The organism is Oceanirhabdus seepicola, assembly GCF_023684385.1.
Classification (GTDB): Bacteria; Bacillota; Clostridia; order Clostridiales; family Clostridiaceae; genus Oceanirhabdus; species Oceanirhabdus seepicola.
Genome location: NZ_JAGSOJ010000003.1, coordinates 404,648 through 427,236, shown reverse-complemented (window position 1 = coordinate 427,236; position 22,589 = coordinate 404,648). Strand labels below are relative to the sequence as shown.

At 29.1% G+C, this 22,589-nt stretch carries 17 protein-coding genes; 7 read left to right on the top strand and 10 right to left on the bottom strand.

From position 1 onward, the window contains the following. Nucleotides 1-36: 36 nt before the first annotated feature. The 6 genes from KDK92_RS15740 to KDK92_RS15715 are packed head-to-tail and all read left to right on the top strand — an operon-like array spanning nucleotide 37 to nucleotide 6,265. Nucleotides 37-894 carry a transketolase gene (locus KDK92_RS15740; protein WP_250860296.1) on the top strand — a complete coding sequence of 286 codons (858 nt, stop codon included), beginning with the start codon at nucleotides 37-39 and terminating at the stop codon, nucleotides 892-894. Continuing rightward, nucleotides 894-1,901: a transketolase family protein gene (locus KDK92_RS15735; protein WP_250860295.1), complete on the top strand. Its 1,008-nt coding sequence runs from the start codon at nucleotides 894-896 to the stop codon at nucleotides 1,899-1,901. The genes KDK92_RS15740 and KDK92_RS15735 overlap by 1 nt, the downstream gene beginning before the upstream one ends. Nucleotides 1,902-1,903: 2 nt before the next feature. Then, entirely contained in the window at nucleotides 1,904-2,689 is a 786-nt protein-coding gene (locus tag KDK92_RS15730) for a hypothetical protein (RefSeq protein ID WP_250860294.1), read from the top strand. Between the two features lie 29 nt (nucleotides 2,690-2,718). Next, a complete protein-coding gene (locus tag KDK92_RS15725) occupies nucleotides 2,719-3,237 on the top strand; it encodes a VOC family protein (protein ID WP_250860293.1) in 519 nt (172 codons plus the stop codon). Between the two features lies 1 nt (nucleotide 3,238). Next, nucleotides 3,239-5,509 (top strand): oxidoreductase, encoded by a 2,271-nt coding sequence (locus KDK92_RS15720; RefSeq protein ID WP_250860292.1) that lies wholly within the window; start codon nucleotides 3,239-3,241, stop codon nucleotides 5,507-5,509. 48 nt (nucleotides 5,510-5,557) lie between these two features. Further along, nucleotides 5,558-6,265, top strand: a complete 708-nt coding sequence (locus tag KDK92_RS15715; RefSeq protein ID WP_250860291.1) for a TetR/AcrR family transcriptional regulator — start codon at nucleotides 5,558-5,560, stop codon at nucleotides 6,263-6,265. A 253-nt stretch (nucleotides 6,266-6,518) separates the two neighbouring features. Here KDK92_RS15715 and KDK92_RS15710 read toward each other — a convergent pair whose 3' ends face one another. From KDK92_RS15710 to KDK92_RS15665, 10 genes are all read right to left on the bottom strand, one after another. Continuing rightward, entirely contained in the window at nucleotides 6,519-6,827 is a 309-nt protein-coding gene (locus KDK92_RS15710; RefSeq protein ID WP_250860290.1) for a hypothetical protein, read from the bottom strand. A gap of 309 nt (nucleotides 6,828-7,136) precedes the next feature. After that, nucleotides 7,137-7,700 carry a nitroreductase family protein gene (locus tag KDK92_RS15705; protein ID WP_250860289.1) on the bottom strand — a complete coding sequence of 188 codons (564 nt, stop codon included), beginning with the start codon at nucleotides 7,698-7,700 and terminating at the stop codon, nucleotides 7,137-7,139. 272 nt (nucleotides 7,701-7,972) lie between these two features. Beyond that, nucleotides 7,973-8,920, bottom strand: a complete 948-nt coding sequence (locus KDK92_RS15700) for an amidohydrolase family protein (RefSeq protein WP_250860288.1) — start codon at nucleotides 8,918-8,920, stop codon at nucleotides 7,973-7,975. A gap of 70 nt (nucleotides 8,921-8,990) precedes the next feature. After that, nucleotides 8,991-9,551, bottom strand: coding sequence for a GNAT family N-acetyltransferase (locus KDK92_RS15695; protein WP_250860287.1), 561 nt, complete (start codon nucleotides 9,549-9,551; stop codon nucleotides 8,991-8,993). A 39-nt stretch (nucleotides 9,552-9,590) separates the two neighbouring features. Continuing rightward, nucleotides 9,591-10,592 carry a phosphotransferase family protein gene (locus KDK92_RS15690; RefSeq protein ID WP_250860286.1) on the bottom strand — a complete coding sequence of 334 codons (1,002 nt, stop codon included), beginning with the start codon at nucleotides 10,590-10,592 and terminating at the stop codon, nucleotides 9,591-9,593. A gap of 204 nt (nucleotides 10,593-10,796) precedes the next feature. After that, nucleotides 10,797-12,479, bottom strand: coding sequence for a leucine-rich repeat domain-containing protein (locus KDK92_RS15685; RefSeq protein ID WP_250860285.1), 1,683 nt, complete (start codon nucleotides 12,477-12,479; stop codon nucleotides 10,797-10,799). A gap of 133 nt (nucleotides 12,480-12,612) precedes the next feature. After that, nucleotides 12,613-13,662 carry a serine hydrolase domain-containing protein gene (locus KDK92_RS15680; protein ID WP_250860284.1) on the bottom strand — a complete coding sequence of 350 codons (1,050 nt, stop codon included), beginning with the start codon at nucleotides 13,660-13,662 and terminating at the stop codon, nucleotides 12,613-12,615. A gap of 864 nt (nucleotides 13,663-14,526) precedes the next feature. After that, nucleotides 14,527-15,606, bottom strand: a complete 1,080-nt coding sequence (locus KDK92_RS15675; protein WP_250860283.1) for a tetratricopeptide repeat protein — start codon at nucleotides 15,604-15,606, stop codon at nucleotides 14,527-14,529. Between the two features lie 91 nt (nucleotides 15,607-15,697). Further along, nucleotides 15,698-18,439 carry a hypothetical protein gene (locus KDK92_RS15670; RefSeq protein ID WP_250860282.1) on the bottom strand — a complete coding sequence of 914 codons (2,742 nt, stop codon included), beginning with the start codon at nucleotides 18,437-18,439 and terminating at the stop codon, nucleotides 15,698-15,700. Continuing rightward, a complete protein-coding gene (locus tag KDK92_RS15665; protein ID WP_250860281.1) occupies nucleotides 18,439-21,300 on the bottom strand; it encodes a hypothetical protein in 2,862 nt (953 codons plus the stop codon). The genes KDK92_RS15670 and KDK92_RS15665 overlap by 1 nt, the downstream gene beginning before the upstream one ends. 369 nt (nucleotides 21,301-21,669) lie before the next feature. On the opposite strand from KDK92_RS15665, the gene KDK92_RS15660 reads away from it, so the two are divergent. Continuing rightward, nucleotides 21,670-22,371: a glucosaminidase domain-containing protein gene (locus KDK92_RS15660; RefSeq protein WP_250860280.1), complete on the top strand. Its 702-nt coding sequence runs from the start codon at nucleotides 21,670-21,672 to the stop codon at nucleotides 22,369-22,371. The last annotated feature ends 218 nt before the right edge of the window (nucleotides 22,372-22,589 follow it).

The window sequence follows — 22,589 nt, the reverse complement described above, 5'->3', positions numbered from 1 at the left end:
TGTTATAAAAAATATTATTTAGAAAGGAAGAATAATATGCCATTATCAAATCAAGAATTACTCATGCTTGAAAAGAAAGCTCACCAATTAAGAAAACTCTGTGTTGACACAGTAGTTTGGGCTGGGAGTGGACATGTCGGTGGTTCCCTTAGCTCAATGGATATTTTTACAATTCTATATCATAAATACATGAAAATTGACCCTAAAAACCCCCTTTGGCAAGATAGAGATAGATTTATTTTAAGCAAAGGACACGTAGGTGTTGGGTTTGCGCCAGTACTGGCTGATAAAGGATATTTTGATAAGGAGTTATTGAAGGAATATAATCACACAGGTTCTAAACTAGGGATGCACTTAGATTCACAAAAAGTTCCTGGAGTTGATGCATCAAGTGGTTCCCTTGGTCACGGTCTCCCAATTGCTATTGGAACTGCTCTTGCTGCAAGACTTCATAATAAGTCTTATATAACCTACTGTCTTCTTGGTGACGGAGAATGTGATGAAGGTTCTGTATGGGAAGCTGCTATGTCCGCCTCTCATTATAATGTAACTAATCTTATAACTATAGTTGATAGAAATAGATGTATGATTGATGGTCGTACTGAAGATGTTATGAAGCTAGAACCTTTTATTGATAAATGGAAGGCTTTTGGATTCATTGTAAAAGAAGTTAATGGACATAGTTTCAGAGAATTATCTGAAGCAATTGATTTTGCTCTTCAAGAAAACTCTGCTCCTGTATTAATTCTTGCTAATACAATAAAGGGGTGTGGAATTGACTTTATGGAAGATGACTATCGCTGGCACTATGGTTCCTTTGATTCTGAAAAATATAAACAAGCAAAAGAAAGTCTTGAAAAATATTATGAAGAAAGAATCAAGGAGGTTAAATAATGGCTGGTTTAACATATACAATGCTTGATACTACTAACTTATCAACTGCTGAAATATACGGTAAAGTTTTATGTGACCTTGGAGAACAACATCCTGAGATAATCGGTCTATCAGCTGACCTTGCAAAATCCACAAAGATTGGTGTTTTTGCAAAGAAGTTTCCTAATCGTTTTTTTAATCTAGGAATCGCTGAACAGAATATGTTTGGAATAGCTGCTGGGATGGCTAATGCTGGGCTAGTTCCTTTCGTATCTACCTTTGCTATTTTTACTTCAATGAGAGCTCTTGATCAGGTTCATACTGATATTTGCTATCAAAATCTTAACGTTAAGATGATAGCAACTCATGCTGGGCTTTCCTTTGGTCAAGCTGGTTCTACTCATCACTGCACCGAGGATCTTTCAATTATGCGTGCTATGGCAAACTGCAAAGTTATAGCTCCTGCAGATGGAATAGAAACTGCTAACGCTGTTCAGGCTGCTTATGAAACTAATGGTCCTATATATATTCGAATTAACCGCGGTTTTGATCAAAAACTCTATACTAAGATGGATTATGGTTTTGAAATTGGTAAAGCAGTCCAGATGGTAGATGGAACTGATTTAACTATCATTGCTTGTGGTTCTTGTGTTTATCAGGCTGTAGAGGCAGCTAAAATACTTGATACTGTTGATGGAATAAAAGCACGAGTTTTAAATATGCACACAATCAAACCTATTGATGTAGAAGCTATAATGAAAGCCGTACATGAAACCAGAAGAATAATTACTGTTGAAGATCATAATGTTCTTGGAGGTCTTGGAAGTGCTGTGGGTGAAGTTATAGCTGAGGGTGGAAAAGCATGTGCTTTTAAGCGCTTAGGAATCCCAGATGAATTTTCAATAATAGGCTTACACGAGGATCTTATGTCTTATTATAAGATAGATACTAATGGAATTTTGGAAAATGTTCGTGAACTTATGGGTAAAGACTTTGAAGAAGATGATGATTGGGAAGATGAGGTGTAATTATGATACCTATTGAAGAGCTTTATGCAAATAAAATTTTCTTAAATGCTGTGCTACCCTTATTAAAAGTCATCGTAGAAAAGAAAGAAAATCTCTCAAAAAAATTCAATAATAAAAATGTATTGATACAGATAAGTGCTAAAGATTCTGATGGTAAAGTAGGAACTCATTATAAAGTTGAGGATGGTTTATGGACTGTAGTAAAAGGTATAACTCCTTCCCCTGACATTGAACTTGAATTTAAAAGCATACCAGCATTAAATAATTTTTTTAGAGGAAAAAGCAAGAAACTACCTAAAATTAGAGGTTTCAAAAATATAGGCCTTTTGATAAGTACTTTTAAAGCACTGATTACCATGTCCAATTTATTAGGAGCAACTTCACCACCTAAGGACACTCAAGAAAAAGACCTACTTGCACAATTGTATTTTTATCTTCTCTCTTCAGGGATAAGTCAACTAAACAAAGCTGGTCATCCTGAAGTTTCAAAGTGGGTAAAAAGAAGTCCAGATAGAGTTTATGCTTGGGTTATAGAGGGTAAACCAGAGTTATCAGCATATATTAGAATTAAAGCTGGAAAAAGTAAGGCTTCTAGAGGTATATATAAACGCTCTAAACCTTTCTTCACTATGCATTTTGATTCTGTTGACAGTGCCCTTGGTATACTCCTAGAAACTGATAATCTTATTGAATCAACAATTAGCGAGAAATTGGTTATGGAAGGAGCTCCCGAATTTGGAGCACAGTTAGGTGAATATATGACATTAGTAGGCTCTTATGCCAAATAATTTAAACTTGTCTTAAGGATGGTGTTAATATGAAAATACGCTCTATAAATCATGTTGGACTAACAGTATCTAATTTTGAAAAAGCAGTAAAGTGGTATTCCACCATGTTTGGATTCAAACTTATATCAGAGCAAACACTTAGTGAAGATGAAGTTGAGCAGCTATATCCTCTATATAAACTTCACAACACTAGTATAAGACTAGGTTTTTTACGTGCTCCTAAAGGAGGCATACTTGAAATATTTGAATTTAATACAACATCCCCTTCAAGTCATGTTATATGGAATAAACCTGGGTGCACTCACTTCACATTAGATGTGAAGAATATCTCTAAGTGGTATAAGAGCCTTAAGGCTAGAGGTATATTCTTCTTTATGGAACCACAACAAACTGATGGAACTGATTGGGTGTTCTTAAAAGATCCAGATGGAAACCTAATTGAACTCATAGATTTAAAAATCAATTATCCAATTATTCAAATTTTAGGTGGGTTAGTTGGTAATTTAATGGCAAAAGGTAAATTCAAAAAGTATTATATGGAGGATTAATATGGAGAATAAATATCAAAAACAAATTGAAGAACTAATGAAGAATCTGGATTCTTGGTTTGAAGATCCTAAGAAACTTGAAGATGGAAAAATGACCTCTAATTTATTTCCATATAATAAACTATTTGAACCAATACAAATCAATAAACTTAAAATAAAAAACCGTATTGTAATGGGTCCCATGGGAAATGTGAGTATGGCTGATGAAACTGGGAAACCTAACGAGAAGATGATTCAGTATTTCTTAGAACGCGCTAAAGGCGGCGTTGGTCTTATAACAAGCGGAATGACTCCTGTCTACTGGAAAGATGATCCTTCATATGAAGATCTAAATAGTACAGGGATTTTCCCAAGACTTGATAGTCACAGATCTTCCTATGCTGGTTGGAGAGAACTAGTTGAAGGATGTCATGCCTATGGTTCAAGATTTTTTATTCAGCTAGCTCCTGGTATGGGACGAGTTGGGAATCCAGAATGTTTAACTAAGAAAAAGAAATTTCCTATATCTTCATCATTCAATCCCAACTGGTATATTCCACAGATACCTTGCAGACCTTTAACAGATAGAGAATGTAGAAGAATTATAAATCATACTGGTCAAATAGCCTCAGACTCAAAAGAATTAGGAATTGATGGTGTTTATCTTCATGGTCATTCAGGATATCTCATTGAACAGATGACAGATCCTGCATATAACAGAAGAAAACTTGGCCGGTTTTCCAATTGGCAGACCTTTGGTTTGAATACTGTGAACGAAATTAGAAAAAGATGTGGTAAATTCTATCCAATTCACTACAGAATAGACCTTTCTTTAGTCTTACATGAAACATATGGCGATAGAATGAAATCTGTTAAGGTATTAAAGAAATTCAGTAATGGTCGAACCGCTGATATGACTTTAGATTATATGAAAAATCTAGTTGAAGCAGGTGTTGACGCTTTTGATGTAGACTTAGGAGGATATGATAATTGGTGGATGCCACACCCTCCAAATGGAATGCCCCCTGGAGTATATATTGAACTAGCTGATATGGTGAAAAGATATTTCAAGGAGAATAATATTAAATCCAATATTGGTTTATCCATTCCCATTATTGCTGTAGGAAAATTAGGTTATCCTGATCTTGCTGAAAGAGCACTTAGAGAGGATAAGTGCGACATGGTCATGCTTGCTAGACCCCTTCTTGCTGACCCATTTTGGCCTAATAAGGTTTACTCCGGAAGAATATCTGAAATAATCCCTTGTATTGGAGATCATGAAGGTTGCCTAGGTCAACTGGCTATAGGGGGACACCCACACTGTGCAGTAAATCCACGAACAGCATTCGAACATAAATATAATAATGACATGTCCCCTACCCCTACACCTAAAAAAATTGCAGTAATTGGTGCAGGGCCAGCTGGAGTTATTTTTGCCTGTACTGCTGCAAAACGAGGTCATGATGTTACCATATATGATAAAAATAAAAAAGCAGGAGGTATGATTATTCCTGGCTCAAAACCTAAAATAAAGTTTGAATTGCAAAACTATGTAGATTATCTTAATAATGAGTTAAAAAGAACTAAAAAGTCATTTAAATTAACAACTCAGTTTAATACCTTAGTTACTGAAGAAATTTTAAATAAAGAAAACTTTGAAGCAATAGTCCTATGTACAGGAACTAAACCATTGAAACCGCCAATAGACGGCGTTACTCTTCCTAGTGTTATTTTGGGAGTAGACTTTCTAAATAATCCAACATTAGTGGAAAATGACAAGGAAATTGTAATAATTGGTGGATCAGATGTAGGCTGTGAAATTGCCCATATGTTAAGCTTTGAAATGAACAAAAAGGTAACAATTATTGAAATGACACCATATTTCATGAAAAAAACATGCACATCCAATAGACACTATATGATTTACAATCTTCATAAAAATGGTGTGAAGCTCATGAATTGCTCAACAGTGAAAAGGATAAACAAAAATTCAGTAGAAGTATCCCAGAATATTTCTAAAACTGTACCAGATCCATATATAACATGGACCCCTATTCTTCCAGATAACATTGAGAATCCATTTAAGAAAAAAATCAAAGCTAACAATGAAATTATTACAATAAATACAGATAAAGTAATACTTTGCACTGGTTCCCAGCCAAAAGATGATTTATACTATAAGTGTACAAGAAATCGAATCGCTTCTGAAATTCACAACATAGGTGATTCCTTCTCTTGTGGCAGAGTCCTTGAAGCAGTTAAAGCAGCTTATGCTTTAGGAAATTCTATTTAAAATATATTGATATTCTAAATTTATTTATAAACACCTAAGGAGGATACAATGGATCTAGCAATTGATATTAGGGAAGAAGAAAAATCAAAAGAAAAATTTTATAAAAGTACCTTTGGAAAAATATCAAAACATAGAAGACAAAAAATCCTTAATGTTGCAATTTCAGAATTTGCAGCTAATGGATATACTGCTACCAATATTAATATTATTTCAAAAAAAGCAGGTGTAAGCATTGGTTCTATGTATAGCTATTTTGATTCAAAAGAATCCTTATTTCTTACAGTAGTAGATGAGTGCTTTCACATTTTGGAAAAAGCACTGGAAGAGATTGATATTAATGAGGGTGATTTTTTTCATACATTTGAAAAACTTCTAAGAATAGCAAAAGATTATGCATTAATCTACCCTGAAATAAACCAAATATATATTAATATTACTACCCAAAGTCTTTCATCATTTGCAGATAAACTTTCGTTTAAACTAGAATCAATTACTGCTAACCTATACTGTGAGGCAATTGAAAAAGCAAGAAAAGATGGGATAATAACTTCAGATATGGATAAAAAAATCCTTTCTTTCTGTCTAGATAATCTTATTATTATGTTTCAGTTTTCATTTGCATCTGATTATTATAAGGAGAGAATGAAAGTATTTCTAGGAAGTGAAACTGTAGATGACACAGAAAAGGTTATTCAGGGTATTCTTAACTTTGTTAGGAACTCTCTTTCTATAACACAAAAAAGTAAGGAAAATTAAAGTTATCAAGACCTAATTTGAAAAAATGCTTATAAAATCTAACATATTATATATTAGACATATATAATATGTTAGAAAAGGAGACAGTTTTATCTGTCTCCTTTTCTTATAGTTTAAAAATATATTTATGTTATTCTTACAGTTTTTTTATTGTAGAATACTCTTTTATTATGCCTTAATTGATTACATTATTGCTTATCCATTATTTCCCAATACCTGAAGATTGCGACGTAAATGCAAATGCAGATTATATTTACCTATTTTCAACTTTCACATTTGCTTCATGGCATATTTTCAACTCAATTACTTGGACAATTGAACACAATACAAAACTGGCTAATAAAACAAGTAAAAGTTTTTTCCATATCGCAAGTTCTGTAAATATAATAATCATGGGAGTGATTAATACTCCTGTGAACCCTCCAACAAAATTTAAGATGTTTAATTTGATTTTTATTGATGCAAATATATGTTGATGACAGTTAGAGCATTTCAGAAGCCGTTTTACTCCCCACCACTTACAAGATACAGATTTGCCACAATGTGGACATATATATTCCATATTGAACCCCCCAGACAAAATAAAAATAATCTTGGTTACAGATGTAACACAATATTCTACTATTCCGTAACTTTTATTATAATTCTTTAATTCATAAAACAAACAGTTGATGTATCAATTATTATTTAACATTACATTCTTCTCTTCCCTCACGTTAGCTTCATTTTGTGCAATAACAACTAGATGTTCTCACACAGATATATGTTTGATGTTTATTACTTAATATAAAAAGATAGCGAATTAATCTAACTAATCAATTAAGTTTGCTTCAAAATAAAAAAAGTTACATATTTTGTGTCCTTAAAACCTCTAATAATGTCCTATAATGGGCTTATCCTTTGTCCTATGCTTACGACTAGGTTCATACTCCTGCCAATATACTCTTTTTTCATCTAATCTCGTTCTCGCTTCTTTTTCCTCTGCAGGATACCCAACATATACAATACCAAGAGGAGTAACGTACTCTGGGATATTGAGTATTTTTTTTACTGGCTTAATATTGCTTTCCATGGGGTATACACCTATCCAAACTGAGCCAAGCCCAATACTTGTTGCAGCAATTAAAATATTCTCTATTGCTGCACTGCAATCTTGAACCCACATTTCTTTACCTGGGCCTTTAAATGCTAATTTCATATTCCCACACACAACAATAGCAACAGGTGCATTGTACCTAGCAAAATTAAATTTTTCTTTAATTTCTGAAAGTTTCTCTGCATCATCAATAACTATAAACTCCCACGGCTGACAATTTGCTGCTGTTGGTGCTGCTGTCGCGGCTTTCAATAAAGTTATAATAGTATCTTTTTCAACTTTCTTATCCAAATAGTTCCTTATACTTCTTCTTTTATATATTGTTTCGATTGTATCCACATTAAGACTCCTTTCCAAATTTAAATACTCAAATTGTATAAAACATTAGTACTCTTTTGGTGCATAATAATTTACATTTGTGCTTTAACAGGTGTTTCTTCTACTTTAAATTTTGTTATCCCCTTATGTCACCATAGAGTTATATTGTGTACTCTCAAATATTTTTCACATTTCACTAATCTCTTTTTTTATGTCTTAATTGATTACGTGATTATTAGTTTGTTGTATCGTAACATAAGAATGTTGCGAAGTAAAATAACTTCTGATTATGTTTATAATCCATAGTAAGAAATTTCTCTTAACCCAATTTCACGGATGTGATTCAACTCATGGCCATTCATCAATCCAGACTTAAATAAATTTAGATATTCTTGAGAAACGCTTTGATTGAAAACTAACATATCATCCGTATTAATTGTCACTGGTATTCCATAATCGTATATTTTCCTTATAGGGTGAACTGCATAGCTTTCCACTACTTGCAGCTTAACATTGCTTGATGGACAAACATTTAATTGTATTTTATGTTTTGACAGCCAATTCAAAACAAATTCTGAATTTGCGGATGCTATTCCATGATGAACTTCATCCAGCTCTAGTTCTTCTACAGCTTCCATAACATCATCAGCAGTTCCAAATTCACCAACATGAGCTTTCAACCTAAGCCCATGTTCCTTTGCTTTTCTATAAATTTTCTTGAAATTTTTTATAGGCTGTTCAGATTCAACACCATTAATATCTACAGATTTAAACCAGTTGTAAGATAATACTTCATCAAGCCTTGAAAATTCTTTATCAACGTCACACCCCCTAGTAAATGCCAACTCTGGTAGCAATATTGTATTAGGTGCTAGTTGTTGATTAAAGCTTTTCATTGTATCTATGAAGGCTTCTACAGGCATACCTCCAATAGTCATTGCCTCATCAAGTCCAAAACTCGCCGCCAATACACTGATATTATCATCTGCCGCTTGTACAAATGCCGCTTCCAACCTTTTTATATAAGGGCATTTCTTTTTTATGTTTTCTTTGGCCCATTCGTCCATATGAAATAAAGATTCAAATTTTGAAGGCGGCAAATCAATTTTTAAATTATATCTTGAGGTAATATAATTTACATTGCCTCCCTTTCCTAAATGGTTATGCAAATCACTTTTATTAATTGAACTTATGCCACTTAGATTATGATTTTGTAGAAAAGTTTCAAACTGCTTATTCATAATGACCTCCTAAATAAATGATTATATAAATAATCGTTAATTTACATTTTTTACATTTCTCAATTTATTTCTATTTTAGTGCTTGGCAAATTTTTGAATCTGTGAACTCGCTATTCAATATATCCATGAACACTTCATCGAATTCATTTTCACCATAAATAATCGCATTTCTCCTTCTACCAATTTCCTTGAATCCGACTTTTTTACACACTTTAATAGCTCTCTCGTTGAAAGAAAATGTTTCTATCATAACATTTCTTAAATTAATTACATTAAAAGCAAAATCTAATATTAATTTAGTGGCTTCAGTTCCAATACCACTATTTCTATTACTGGAGTCACCTATGAAAACTCCTAATACAGCATTTCTATATATGTGGTTTACTCTCATTAGTCTTATAATCCCAATTGCTTCATCATCAGAAGCATCTACAACATAAAATGCATAGCCCCTTCTATTCATATTCTCTAAATATTCTTTTTGTGCCTCATAAGTAATCATGTCAGAAATATCACCAGTTCTAATTGACACCCTTAGGTCATTACTCCATTTTGCTACCTTTTCTGTCAAACTATCATCTACTGGAGACAAATAACATTTATCTCCAACTATCTTTTTTAAAAAATCCATATTAAAAACCCCCATAGTTTATTTGATTAAATTTATTTCCTAAAGAAATACCCCTTTATTCTGTAGATATTTTTCAACCTTATCAATTCTGATACCATTTTTCTGTACAAATAGTTCATATCTTCTTTTTATCCACATGAAAGATTTATCTCTAACATGGCTATCATCATACCCATGAACTAAAGATAAACATTTTGATAAAGAATCAAAACTTAATAATGCTTCAAAATATTCTAGTTGATGAATTGTTAACCCTGAGGTATTCTCATATGCCTCTAAAAATATTGATTTAAAATCTATTCCAAACCATGAATAACATAATACTAAAGTATTTGCTAAATCAAATCTAAAGTCCGTAATTTTAGCTTTTTCCCAATCTAGAACAAATAATTTTTCTTCATCAGTATATATTACATTGAGAAAATGAAAATCTCCATGATTGAGACATTGATTACCAAATTCCACACTCTTAAATCTTTCAATTATCCCCTCAAGTATTCTCATATACTGAGGTTCCTCATAGCATTCTATTCTCTTTCTAATGCTCTTAATATATTCATAAAAGTGCTCTTTTGAACTTTTATTACTAATCAGAACATCTTGTTGAATATGTTCTATATCTAAAAAATGAATGGAAGCTAATGTGTTACCAAACGCTTTTATTGAATACTCAAATTTTTCTGGATTTTTTATGTATATCTCATCTAATGAGGCACCACTAATTTTGTCCATTATAATTGTTTTAGCTTCTTCATCTTCAAAATAAACTCTTGGCATATTGATACTACCCCTTATATATTCACTATTAAATATAGATACTTCCTTATTAAACTTAGTTAAACTATCATTCCCTTTATATTCTTTAGAGTAATCCTTGAAAACAACTTCTTTATTAAAACTCTTTCCCTTTAATTCAAATTTCAAATTAAACATTGCAATATCATTACTGAATCCTATTTCGTTTTCATAAAGATTTAAAATCCGAACTTTAGGTTTCACTCCAAGTTTTTTCATAAGTAGATGTCTAATTTTTTCAGTCATAACTTTGTAACTCCTATTTTCTTGATATAAAAATGCTTTATATTCTCATTCTTCTATCAGGGTGAACTTAATTTGTCCTTATATTTTTTATATAATGCTCCATATTATACCATATTTATACATTTAAATCAAAATCGCTAAAAGAGGCTATCAACAAATACTTTCCAATCATTTGTTAACAGCCCCTAATATTTTATTGCTACGTTAAATTTCTTCATGCTGAAAGTCCTCAACATATATTCCTGAATTATCTTTAATTATAATCATAGTATCTAAACCATAAGGTGGATTATGAGAGCCAACAAATGTTGTAACTCTTACTTTTATTTTATATCCTCCTTGAATTACTTTTATATCTAAAATTCCTGAGTCCATATATTGTCTAGATTCACCATAATATTTACTTATTGCTTCGTAAATATATGGATTAAGTACTGATAATATAAATCTTTTATACATAGCGTCTTTATAAACATAATTCGGAATAGGGTTATCAGAAAAATACACTTTAGTTAAATTAGGCAATTCCTTTATTGGACTTATATCTGTAATTTGGTTATTTGAGATATTTAATCTTCTTAGATTTATTAATGTGCTTAACCCTTTAATATTAGTTATTTTATTATTCTCAAGATACAAGTGTTTTAAATTAGACAATGAACCTAACCCATCAATATCAGTAATTTTATTATTGTTAAGACCTAAAGAAGTTAAATTTGACAATGAACTTAACTCATTAATATCACTTATTTGATTATAATCTAATAATAATTTTTGTAATTTATTTAAATCACCTAAACCTTTTATATCATTTATTTGATTATGTCTCAAATTTAAATCCTCAAGACTAATTAAAGATTTCATACCTTCAACATTCTCAATTAAATTTTCTCTCAAAGATAAATACTTTAACTTTGTTAAAGATTCTAAATGTTTAATATTTGTAATTTGATTTTCTGATACATCTAAATACTCCAAGTTAATTAAATTAGTTAATGTGTTTATAACATTAACTTTATTATTCATTAATCCTAATGATCTTAAGTTAATTAAAGATTTTAAAGGTTTAAGATCAAAAATATTATTATTTCCTAAACTTAATCTCGTTAAGTTAGTTAAATTGCTTAGAAAATTTATATTGTTAATCTTGTTTGTGTATAAGCTTAACTGATTCAATTCTGTTAAATTACTCAATGGCTCAATATCACTAACCTTGTTAAAATCTAAACTTAGATTCTTTAAATTAATTAAATTACTCAATGAACTAATATTAATAATCTCATTACTAGCTAAATTCAATTCAGTCAAACCCTTTAATTTATGTAATGAACTTATATCACTTATTTCGTTGTAACTCAATTCTAAATCTTGTAAATTAGTTAAATTAACTAATGGGCTTATATCTACTACTTTACTGCCCCATAAATCTAAACTTTCTAAACTGGTTAAATTCCTTAATGGAGTAATATTACTTATTTCTGTATTACGCAAACTTAAAACTCTTAATTTTGTTAAATTACTTAATACATCTATATCTTTTAGTTTATAGTTTTGAGATAAATTTAAATATATTAATCCAGTTAAATATTCTAAACCATCTAAATTTGTAATATTTCTAGATTTTGCTTCTAAAATCTTAATGTTATGGACATCACTTTGATAAATATCACCTTTGGATTTTTTTATAACTTCTCTTATTATTTTTTCTAAACTAGAATCTGGGAATTTTATAATTTTATCTTTTTCATGATGGTTTAACTTATTAACTTTCATAATACAACTTATAGAATGAGTATTTGTATCTTTAGAAAATGCAAAAACGCTTGAAGGAACCATAAATAAAAATACTATTGTCATAAAACAACTTATGAATATTTTCTTTTTCAATTTACAAGCCTCCCATACAATATAAAATTTATTTAATTATATTGTGTGGAACCCATTCAGCATTTAAACAAAAAAAACTCAATATAACAATAGCTTTTCAAAGCACATCTCCCAGCACTTCGAAAAGCTTTTATTAATTCAATTCCTTTAAGATAATCTCTTCAATATTTTCTACTAGTTCGAAAATAAAATGATTCATTATATTTGACAAGGCTATAATTTGCACATTCTCCTCAATAAATACTTCATTAGTGCATAAAAAACCATTAATCTCTCCACCATGGTATATTATGTTTCTAACTTTGCCTGCGATTTCCTCCAAACCTAAGCTTAATCCATAACCATAACTATTACTGTCATCCTCTGCAACATAAGGTGTAGTGATCTTCTTTAAAGACTCCTTACTAATTATACTCCCATCAAATAGTTCCTTGTTCCAAATGTGTAAATCTTCCACAGTAGAATATAATCCTCCATCACCTTGAATGATACTCATATCTATATACGATGAATTCCTAAACTCTTTACTAACTTCATCTATACAGTAGCCACTTGCTCTATTTTTCAATATCTTTAAAGGGCTATCATCACCTGACTCATTCATAGAGAGTTTGTCAAAAATACACTCTTGTATGTACTCTCCATACATTTTATTTGATACCTTTTCAATTATATAACTCAGTATCATATATCCAGAGTTTGAATATTCGAATTTGGAGCCTGGTTCAAAATTTAAAGGTAAATACTTAAAAGTTTCAATAAGTTCTTCTATAGTGTATTTTTTTACCTTCATCTTTGCATAATTCTCAGTCCAAGAATGATTTACTATACCTGAAGTATGAGTTAGTAGATGATGAATAGTTATTTTATTTCCCTGTGGGTAGTCAGCTATATACTTGTTTAATGTATCCTCCACACTCACCAAACCCTTTTCAACTAATTGCATTAAAGCAACAGCTGTAAACTGCTTAGTTATTGAGCATATACGGAACTTTGTTTTCTCTGTGTTCTTTACATCTAACTCAAAATTTGCATATCCATAGCCCTTACTAATCAGTTTTTCGTCATTTACAGAAACAAGTAAAGACCCATTAAATTTTTCACCTGCTTCATTGATGTAAGTTTTTATGTTTTCTCTAATTATTTCTAATTTTTTTATGTTCTCCCCTATTTTTTCTTCCATTTTGATTCTCCTTTTTTATTATCAAATTGAGCATAGCATATATCTAAATTATCTCGATTCGCTACTAGAGAACCCCTCCGCGTTTTATGAAGGGTTTTAATTGCTCTATACTTATATTGTATCATCAGTAAAACCCTAGAAAAACCTCAAAAATAGTACAGAAACATTCTTGAGCAAAATAAAGACCTTCAATATAAAAGAAAACTATACCCATATTGTTACATCTGATAATTATAAGGAATCTTGTAATGATAAATATAAATATTAATTATTAAATTCATTATTAGTGTGGGAAAACAGAAATCAAGCCCATTCTCACTCAAATGAGAACCGGCTTATATCAATGCTTTACGGTACACCTAACAGGATTCGAACCTGCGACCCCCGGATTCAATTTTATGGAAATTGCGCCCCCCTATAATTCCCTTTAACCGTTGGTATTACTTGAGTTAAACCCTATTCCATAATAAGGAATACTGTAGTTATCTAAAACTTTTGTGGGAAAAGTGTGGGAAAATCACTTGTACACTTTTATTTTTTCATAACTAAAATAATAAACATGATATTGTTATAGATGATTTTTAAAAATACAGGGGCAATTTTGATACATTGTTTGTCCCTGTTATATATTTGTTTTGATTTTATTGGACATGAGTATTGAATCATCTAATGTTTTAAGTATAATTTATTTCATAAAAATCAAGGATAACTTTTAAAAGTCCTTATCTCTGACTTTATTGAATTTTTATTCCGATAAATAAATTTATCTTATAATTTAATTTTTTGATTACTACAACATATTACATAATTATTTGTTGTCACTTCCAACATTATATGTTTTTATATTCGATTTGTTAATGTTAATTATCTTTCTAGATATTTTTTCAACTTAATTATTTTAATGCTATCACCTTGAAAAGCTTCAATTATCTTTCGTGCTTCATTTTTCATACCGTTTTTCGTTAAGATATCTATTGTATGATCTAAGATCTTTATATTGTTTGGAATTAAGTTATTTCCTACTTTAAGTAATTTAATTGCTTCATCGTCTCTACCTAATCTTGTATAACATTTTGATAGCCTAATGTAACTAGCCACTAATGTTGGATTTAATTCCAAGGATTTTTTATAAAAGCAAATTGCACTGTCAATATCTTCAATATCCTCATATGTTTTTCCTATAGAATAATATCCCTTATAATTATTTGGATTCTCCTGAATTGCTAACTTAAAATATTTTAATGCTTCTGCGTAGTCCCTTATGCCTAAAAATTTATCCGCAAGTTTATATGCCATTTTGAAATCATATTTATTTGATGCTATGGCTTCCTCAAGTGTCTTGATTGATTTATCAAACTCCTTGTCAAGCTCATAATAATGCGCTAATGAATCGTAATATTCTTTATATTTGTTCTTTTCTAATGCTTCTTTTAATATTTCAATTGCTTCATAATACTTTTTGCTATTCTCTAATATTTTCGTTTCCAATATAATATTACTTATCTCCATTTTACGGTTCACATCTGAATTTAAAATACGATTTTCTTCCAACTCCTGATTAATTGTTTTTTTTGAGTCCACAACAAACTTATTAATTCTATCATGTTCTTTTTCTTCTCGAATCCTAGAATATATCGGCACAACTACGACCCCTATGGTTATTAAAAGCCCAAATACTGTGAACATCGTAGAAACTGTATTTTGATAGTCTGATTGCATATCTTTATAATATTTAATAACTTCATCTTTATCATAATTTTTCTTGAATTCTATAAGCTCATTATTAAGACTATTTAATGACTTATTTTGTTCTTCAAGTACTTCAATTTTCTTTTCTAAGTCTTGTATTTTATCACGTAAATAATCATTATTATCTGCAAATACACAACTACTACCTACTAGAAATAGTACTAGCAGAACTATAGTAAATATCCAATTCTTCATTTTCATCTCCTTATGTCTCTAATTATTGATAAACAATAAAATTTATATTATTCTTAAATAAAAATACTACTATATACTTTCCAATATTGTCCTATTTAATATTAAAACTCTGCTCCAATCCCATTTGTCTAACTCTATCTAGCCAGTCATAGATCATAGCTTTGTTATATAATGGTTCTCCATTTTCATCTTTAGCTTTTTCAAGTGCTATTGCCATAAGAGCATATTCATTTTCTAAGTATGTTCCAAATACCCCTTGGTCGTCTGTATTGATTGAAACAAATAACTGTGGGCACTTTTCTATTTCATCTCTATCAGCAGTTAATCCTAGATTAAAGAAATTAACTATAGGATGCTTATCATATCTCTTAAAATTTCCTATTAAATAGTTGGATGATGGATTAGTTTCGATACCTATTCCTTTAGTTCCTAAAATCTTTTGCATTTTCATTTGGATTTCCACAACCACTTTAATATAAGCTTTACTTACGGAAAACTCATATTGCTCAGCACCTTTTTTCTTAACTTCTGGATTAAAATGATAATTAGAATATATATATGAACAACTGCTATTCTCTCTTATTGAATCATCAACCAAATTGTTTATCTTACATCTATCCCAATAAAGTATTTCAACTTCCTTATTGTATTTATTATCTATATACAAATATGGGTCATCACCTCGAAGTTTCCAAGCATCATAATATGTCATATGATTATTCACATATTTGAAATGCCTATCATCTTTTTTACCACTCAAATAAACTTCATGATATAGTCTATTAAATTCATCTTCTAGATTATATTTTAAACTTTCATTATCATGTATATTGAATTCTCTCATTTTAGCAAGAATCCAAACTATATTATCTAAATAATCTTGTTTAGGCAGCATAAGTCTATACATTTTATTCTTGTACCAATCTTCTACATTAACACCAAGTGCTAATGCATGTCCAATTCTATCACCTGATTTTAGATTTAAAAACATTATTGCTTCTTCAATAGCCCTTATTCCATCAACAAGATCTAAAAAATCTTCACCAGCATGATATGTAATTCTAAGTTGAGGTATTTCATTATCAACTATAATACTTTCTTCTATTGAATTAGTATGATTACTTAAATATCTAAAAGAATGTGCAAAAACCTCAGGTCTACATCCGATCTCATTTGCACATGCATCTATTCCCAGAATTCTTTTAACTGCTGGATTAATCTTTTCTCTGAGAGCAACAATATTAAAAGCTTGTTCTTTAGAATATTCTCTAACCTCTGAATCTCTTGCTTTCATTGATAAAATAGTTTTTTTATCTATAGAGTCTATCTCATCATACTTTGTTTTATCTCTTCTTTTTGGAAAATGAATTACATAAAAATAATCCTTATTTTCATCCACATCTTTATCATTTGTTAATTCTATGAGTCTTTCTAAATCCTTGTCACTGCTTTTGTCATTTTTCCAAACCTTTTCCTCATTATCAATTATTCTATCAATATCGTTTATTAATTTGGCCGTATCTTCTGCAGTATCATCTGGACAAATTCTTGCCTCTAGACTTTTTACATTCTGATCTTTCATAGTCGACCTTATTGCCATATTATATATAGCATTATTTAATAAAGGATCTTTCTTTAAAAAGTTTGTTTTTCTTCCTTGATAATCAGCAAAATTCTTAAATCCAACCCTGTCATTTATTTGAATAAGTTCTCCTCTGAATTTAGCTTTAATAATTAGGTACACATAAAACAAATCTGCATATTTTAGAATCTTCTTATCTCTTTCATAAATTTTCTTGAACATAAGATACAAGAAATATCTCTCCCCTACCAAAAATAGATTACTATTTCTATTAGATGAAACCAAGTTTTTAGTTATACAATAGTCAATTGGACTCTCTGTTCCATCACTATCATTCTTAAATTTATAACCATAAACCATCTTTAGGATATTCAACTTTTCTTGAATTTCCTGATTATCCAACTCAAGGTTTAACCCAGTCAAGTATCTTTTTAGTTCTTTCATTTTTGAAATCTTGGTTTTATTATTCTCATTATCAACTTCACTCTCATTAACATCAAAAAACTCAATATCCATTAATTCACTGAAAAGAAATGCTCTTATTATAGCTGCTCTTTTTACCCATAAATTAGTTTTTATAAACTCGTCCCTATCATCCATCATTACATCTGGAATTAGCTTTTTCTCACCTATTCCTGATTTTTTAAATTCATTTTCTCTCCCAATCACTCTGTTCATAAGGCTAATCCAAGTAAGATTAAAATATGGAGCAGAACCTTTTAAATGAAAATGATTTTCTGCTAATCCTTTTTGCAACATTTCATGTAGTCTATTATTGTCACTTCTAATAACCGGTTCCCAAGAAAAGTACTTTCTCTTTCTATTGGATAGAACATCTCTATATGCTAAATATGATGTAGTAAAAATATCTTGTTCAAGTTTGTGTGATAGCATTCTCCATCTTAACATGTGTTCAAACTTACAAAATGGTTCTTTATCTCTTTCAACAAGAACATCATCAGTAAATTGAATTAGTAGATTAAAGACTGAAGAAAATTTCTTTTCTTCAGCCATTCCTCTACTTATCTCTCTCATATCCTTCATAGAGACAAATAGCTTGTCATAGATATTAACTACTTCATCTTCTGAGTAGTGCCTAAATTCTTCTAATGCATTGGTTATAAAAATGTCCTTATTAACTTTATCATGTAGATGCTCATAATTATTCTTATTTCCGAAAAAACTATTCAATATTTTTTCAGGTGATTGTTTTCTAAATATAATATCAATGCAACCTCTAGTAATGTCCATTAAGAATCACTTCCTGGTTCATTTTTATTTATATTATGTTTTTCTAATTCTCTTTTTCTATTTTCAAGTATTTCTAATAATTTATCTATATATACCTCATGTATTCTATTACCTCTTTTACCATCAATAGTATAAGTATAATTGCTTATAAATTTTTCCCATACATTAATATCTTCTTTTAATTTTTGATCATCTTTTATTTTTTCCTTATATATCTCTTCAACTTTATCTTTTAATGTTTTTTCAGTTCTATCTTTATTTCCCTTGAAGTAATTTATTATTTCATTAATTTTATCTATTTTATCCTTAATATCTTTTTCATTATTATTCATTTCAGCCCACAAGTTAATTACCTTTTTAAAATCTTCAATATTATCATCTTCTAATATGGGCTTAATAACTGGACAATTCACATAAGCATTAACAACACCATCCTCTTCAATGTTATTTAAAAAAATATTTTTTTGAACAATCTCTTCTAAAATCTTTTTAAATGCTTGAATAATATCTTTAAAAACATCATAATAAGTCTCAATATTATTTCTTCTTTTTGATTTTGACTCAATATTATTATAAATATATTCTATTAATTCAATACTGTAAAGTGGAATTACTACTTTATATTTTTCTTTCCATTCTACTACTTTTGTAAACATAGATTGACTTGTTTTAACCTCTTTTGTGATTTTATTATTTTGATTAAAATTAACAGAATATATCCTTTCTAGATTTAATATTGGATTCAATAAATAAGAAATAAATGCTGTACAATCAAATATTCCATAATCAACTTTTATATTTCCTCTAGTAATATTTGATCTCTTATACCAATATTCTTCTTCGCTAATTCTATAGGAGCCATCATACATCTCCTTTCCTAGGTATATAAAATAAAATAACCATTCTAATAACTCTAAATCTTCATCATTATGATATTTAATTCTATCAAATGTTTCTTTTAGGTTATCTGCCCTAAGCATATTTGCCTTTACACCTAGCATGTGTTTTAAATTTCTATATTCTCCGATTGAACATTCAGCATATTTTGTTAATTTAAGTTTGCTTCCATCTTCCATAAATCCAAGCTCTTTACCAGCTACTATTTTCCTAGTTCCTCTAAAAACATTTCCTCCGATTATTGTTTCTACATTATTAAAATTGTCATTACACCATATTTCTTTATATATCATAATTGAATAAATTGTTTTAATCGCAAATTTAAACTTCTTCATTTCTACATCATCATAATCATCATAAATTCTTAATACTTCTAGTACATCTCCAATACTTATATTACGTGGATTATTATCAATATTAAATATTATATTGTTATCAACTTTATCTAATTTTCCATTATCATTAAAAATTCCTTGGTATCTTTTTTCTTCAAGTTCTTTCTTAAGCATTTTAAAAATTAATGAAGACATTTTTGTAACAACAAATTTATTTTTCTTATCAATACTCATATCATAAATTTCTTGTACAAGACTTTCATTTTCCTTTGATAAGTTTCTTTTGATCCATGATTTCATAAAATACGTTTCAAATTTTTCGATATTCTTAGTCCTTTTTTCAATAATATACTTCTGAATTTTTATTTTTTCATCAGAGTTATTATCCAACCTTAGTTTCTCTTTGTCTTCACTAGTCATAATATCTTCCATATTATTAAGCATTATTAAATAATTTTGAAGTTCTCTTAAATTATCTGGAATTAAGAAATGAACATCATATTTATGTTTTATAAAGATTAAACCTGTTTTTCTATACGTCATTTCTAAAACTTTTTCTTCTATTGTTGTCTTATTTTCTTTAGTTTCGTTTTCTTTATTATCTGTTTTAGTAAATTCTAAATAAATCTCATCTACTCTACCATTTTTATGAGCTCTAATATCTGGTAGAAATAATTTTCTCCCATTTGGAATTAATTTTTCAATATACCTTTCAGCCATTTCTTTTGGATTATCTGATAAATTACCTTCTTTTAGCATTACTTTATAATTTTTCCTGCACATCTGTTCGACAGAATCTTTTAACTGATCTATTTTAACTGCCATCAATATAATTACATTTGGAATCATAAGATATTTTCTTATTTGTTCAGCCATTTTTGCAGAATGCTCGATATTCATATCTAAATCATCAATTGAAATCACAAGAAATCTACTGTCTTCTTTTTCATTTGAAAAAAGTTTTAGAAACTCATCTACTAGCTCTATAAAGCTATCTCTCATATTGGATCCTGAAGCTAAATTAATTAATGTTTGAAGTATATCTTCGCTTCCTGCTGAATCTTTAAAAAACTCTTTTCTATCAGTATTAATTATTTTTAAATTCTTATATACATTTTGAAATTTCTTCAACAATCTTTTCTTATCATCAAATTCCAAACTATCATCTTTATCTAATTTTTCTTTAAACTTAGAAAACATTTTAGCAATAACTATTTCAAATATTGATTCTTTTTCTTCTAATAGTGCTGGATCTATAACATCTAAATTAATATAAGAATATCCTTGAATACCTATGAACTCTTTTGACATTTCACAATCTTTTACATCTTTATTATTTATATCTTTTAGAGCTTCTGCTACTGAAACTATTGCTGAACTTTTACCTGTTCCTCTTTCTCCTGCAAAAGCAATTATATTATTTCTTTCTTCTTTATCTTTATAAAAGTTTTCTTTTTTATTAATTCTATGATATTTTTCTGTGTTCTCTATTATATCCTTAATATTTTTAGCAGCACTGTCATATATATCTTTAAAAAAAGATTTATTAAATTCACTTATTTCTTCAACTTTAATTTTAAATTCTGATCCTTCATCAATTATTAGTATTTTATTGTTTGTATTCTCCAATCTAACCATCCTTTCGTCTTGCTCTTAAATAAATTTATATCATTTATGTATCCTTTTATTTTTACACTCACTTACTATATTCTTTATATTAAAAAATAATCCTCCAAAAATGGTTTTTATTTTCTTATTTTCGATAATTTAATAATTGCTATTGTTCAATTACTTTAACAAATCAATATATTCTTACATAAAATTCAATACAGTTATTGATATAATATTGTACTAATTAGTAATGTAATTATATTATTTTAGATTATTCTTAATAGAAACGTAGTTTTATATTTTAAAATTTCTCTGATAATAACAATGTTTCTTAACTCAAAACACCAAGTTCTTGTGCATATATACAGATAAAAGGCAGGTGTTGATATGACTAATAAATCTAAAATTATTTCTTCAATACTTCCTTTTGCTGAAATGCTATATAAGAAATATAATCTACTTCCATCAGTGATTATTGCTCAGGCAATACTGGAAACTGGATGGCTTCGTCACTGTAAAGGAAATAATGTATTCGGGATCAAGTGGACCAGAACGTGTGGGTATGATTATTCAGAACTTCAAACTTATGAATGGATAAATGGAATTAAAACTCCTATGCTATGCCTATTCAGAAAATATCAAAATTATGAAGAGAGTTTACTTGACTATGCTAAATTAATCACAACTTCAAAACGGTATGTTCCAGTTGTTAAAGCTGCTAATTATGAGAAAGCATGCAATGAACTTTATAAATGTGGGTATTGTACAGATCCTAATTATCCTTTAAAACTTATTAGTATTATTGAAGAAAATAAGCTTTATGAATATGACCCTATCCCTAATAAAATTATTGATAAAAAAGATGATTCAATAAAAGAACTCCAGAAAAATCTAAATCAGATTCATATTTATGACTATGAAAATAAGCTTCTTATTGTTGATGGCATAATTGGGCCTAGAACAAAGAGTTCTATTGAAAAATTACAGATGATATGTGATATAAAAGTGAATAGTATACGTGAAGATCAAATTCTAAAGATTACAAATATCATATTACTCTACAGTATATACTTATCTGAAATTCATTAAAAAGATTAGTCCCTACATAATTACTTATCATATATAACCAACACACAACCAAAGAAAACTCTCATAAAAAACTCTAATCTTCCCAATCAATTTCACCATAAGGTTGCTTTGGACAAACTCAACAGCTGCTTCAATTTATCATACTATAATGTTTCATATATAGTATTCCCTAAAGAACAAACCCCGTTTAAGCAGCAGTTGAACTTGTCCAAAGTTAT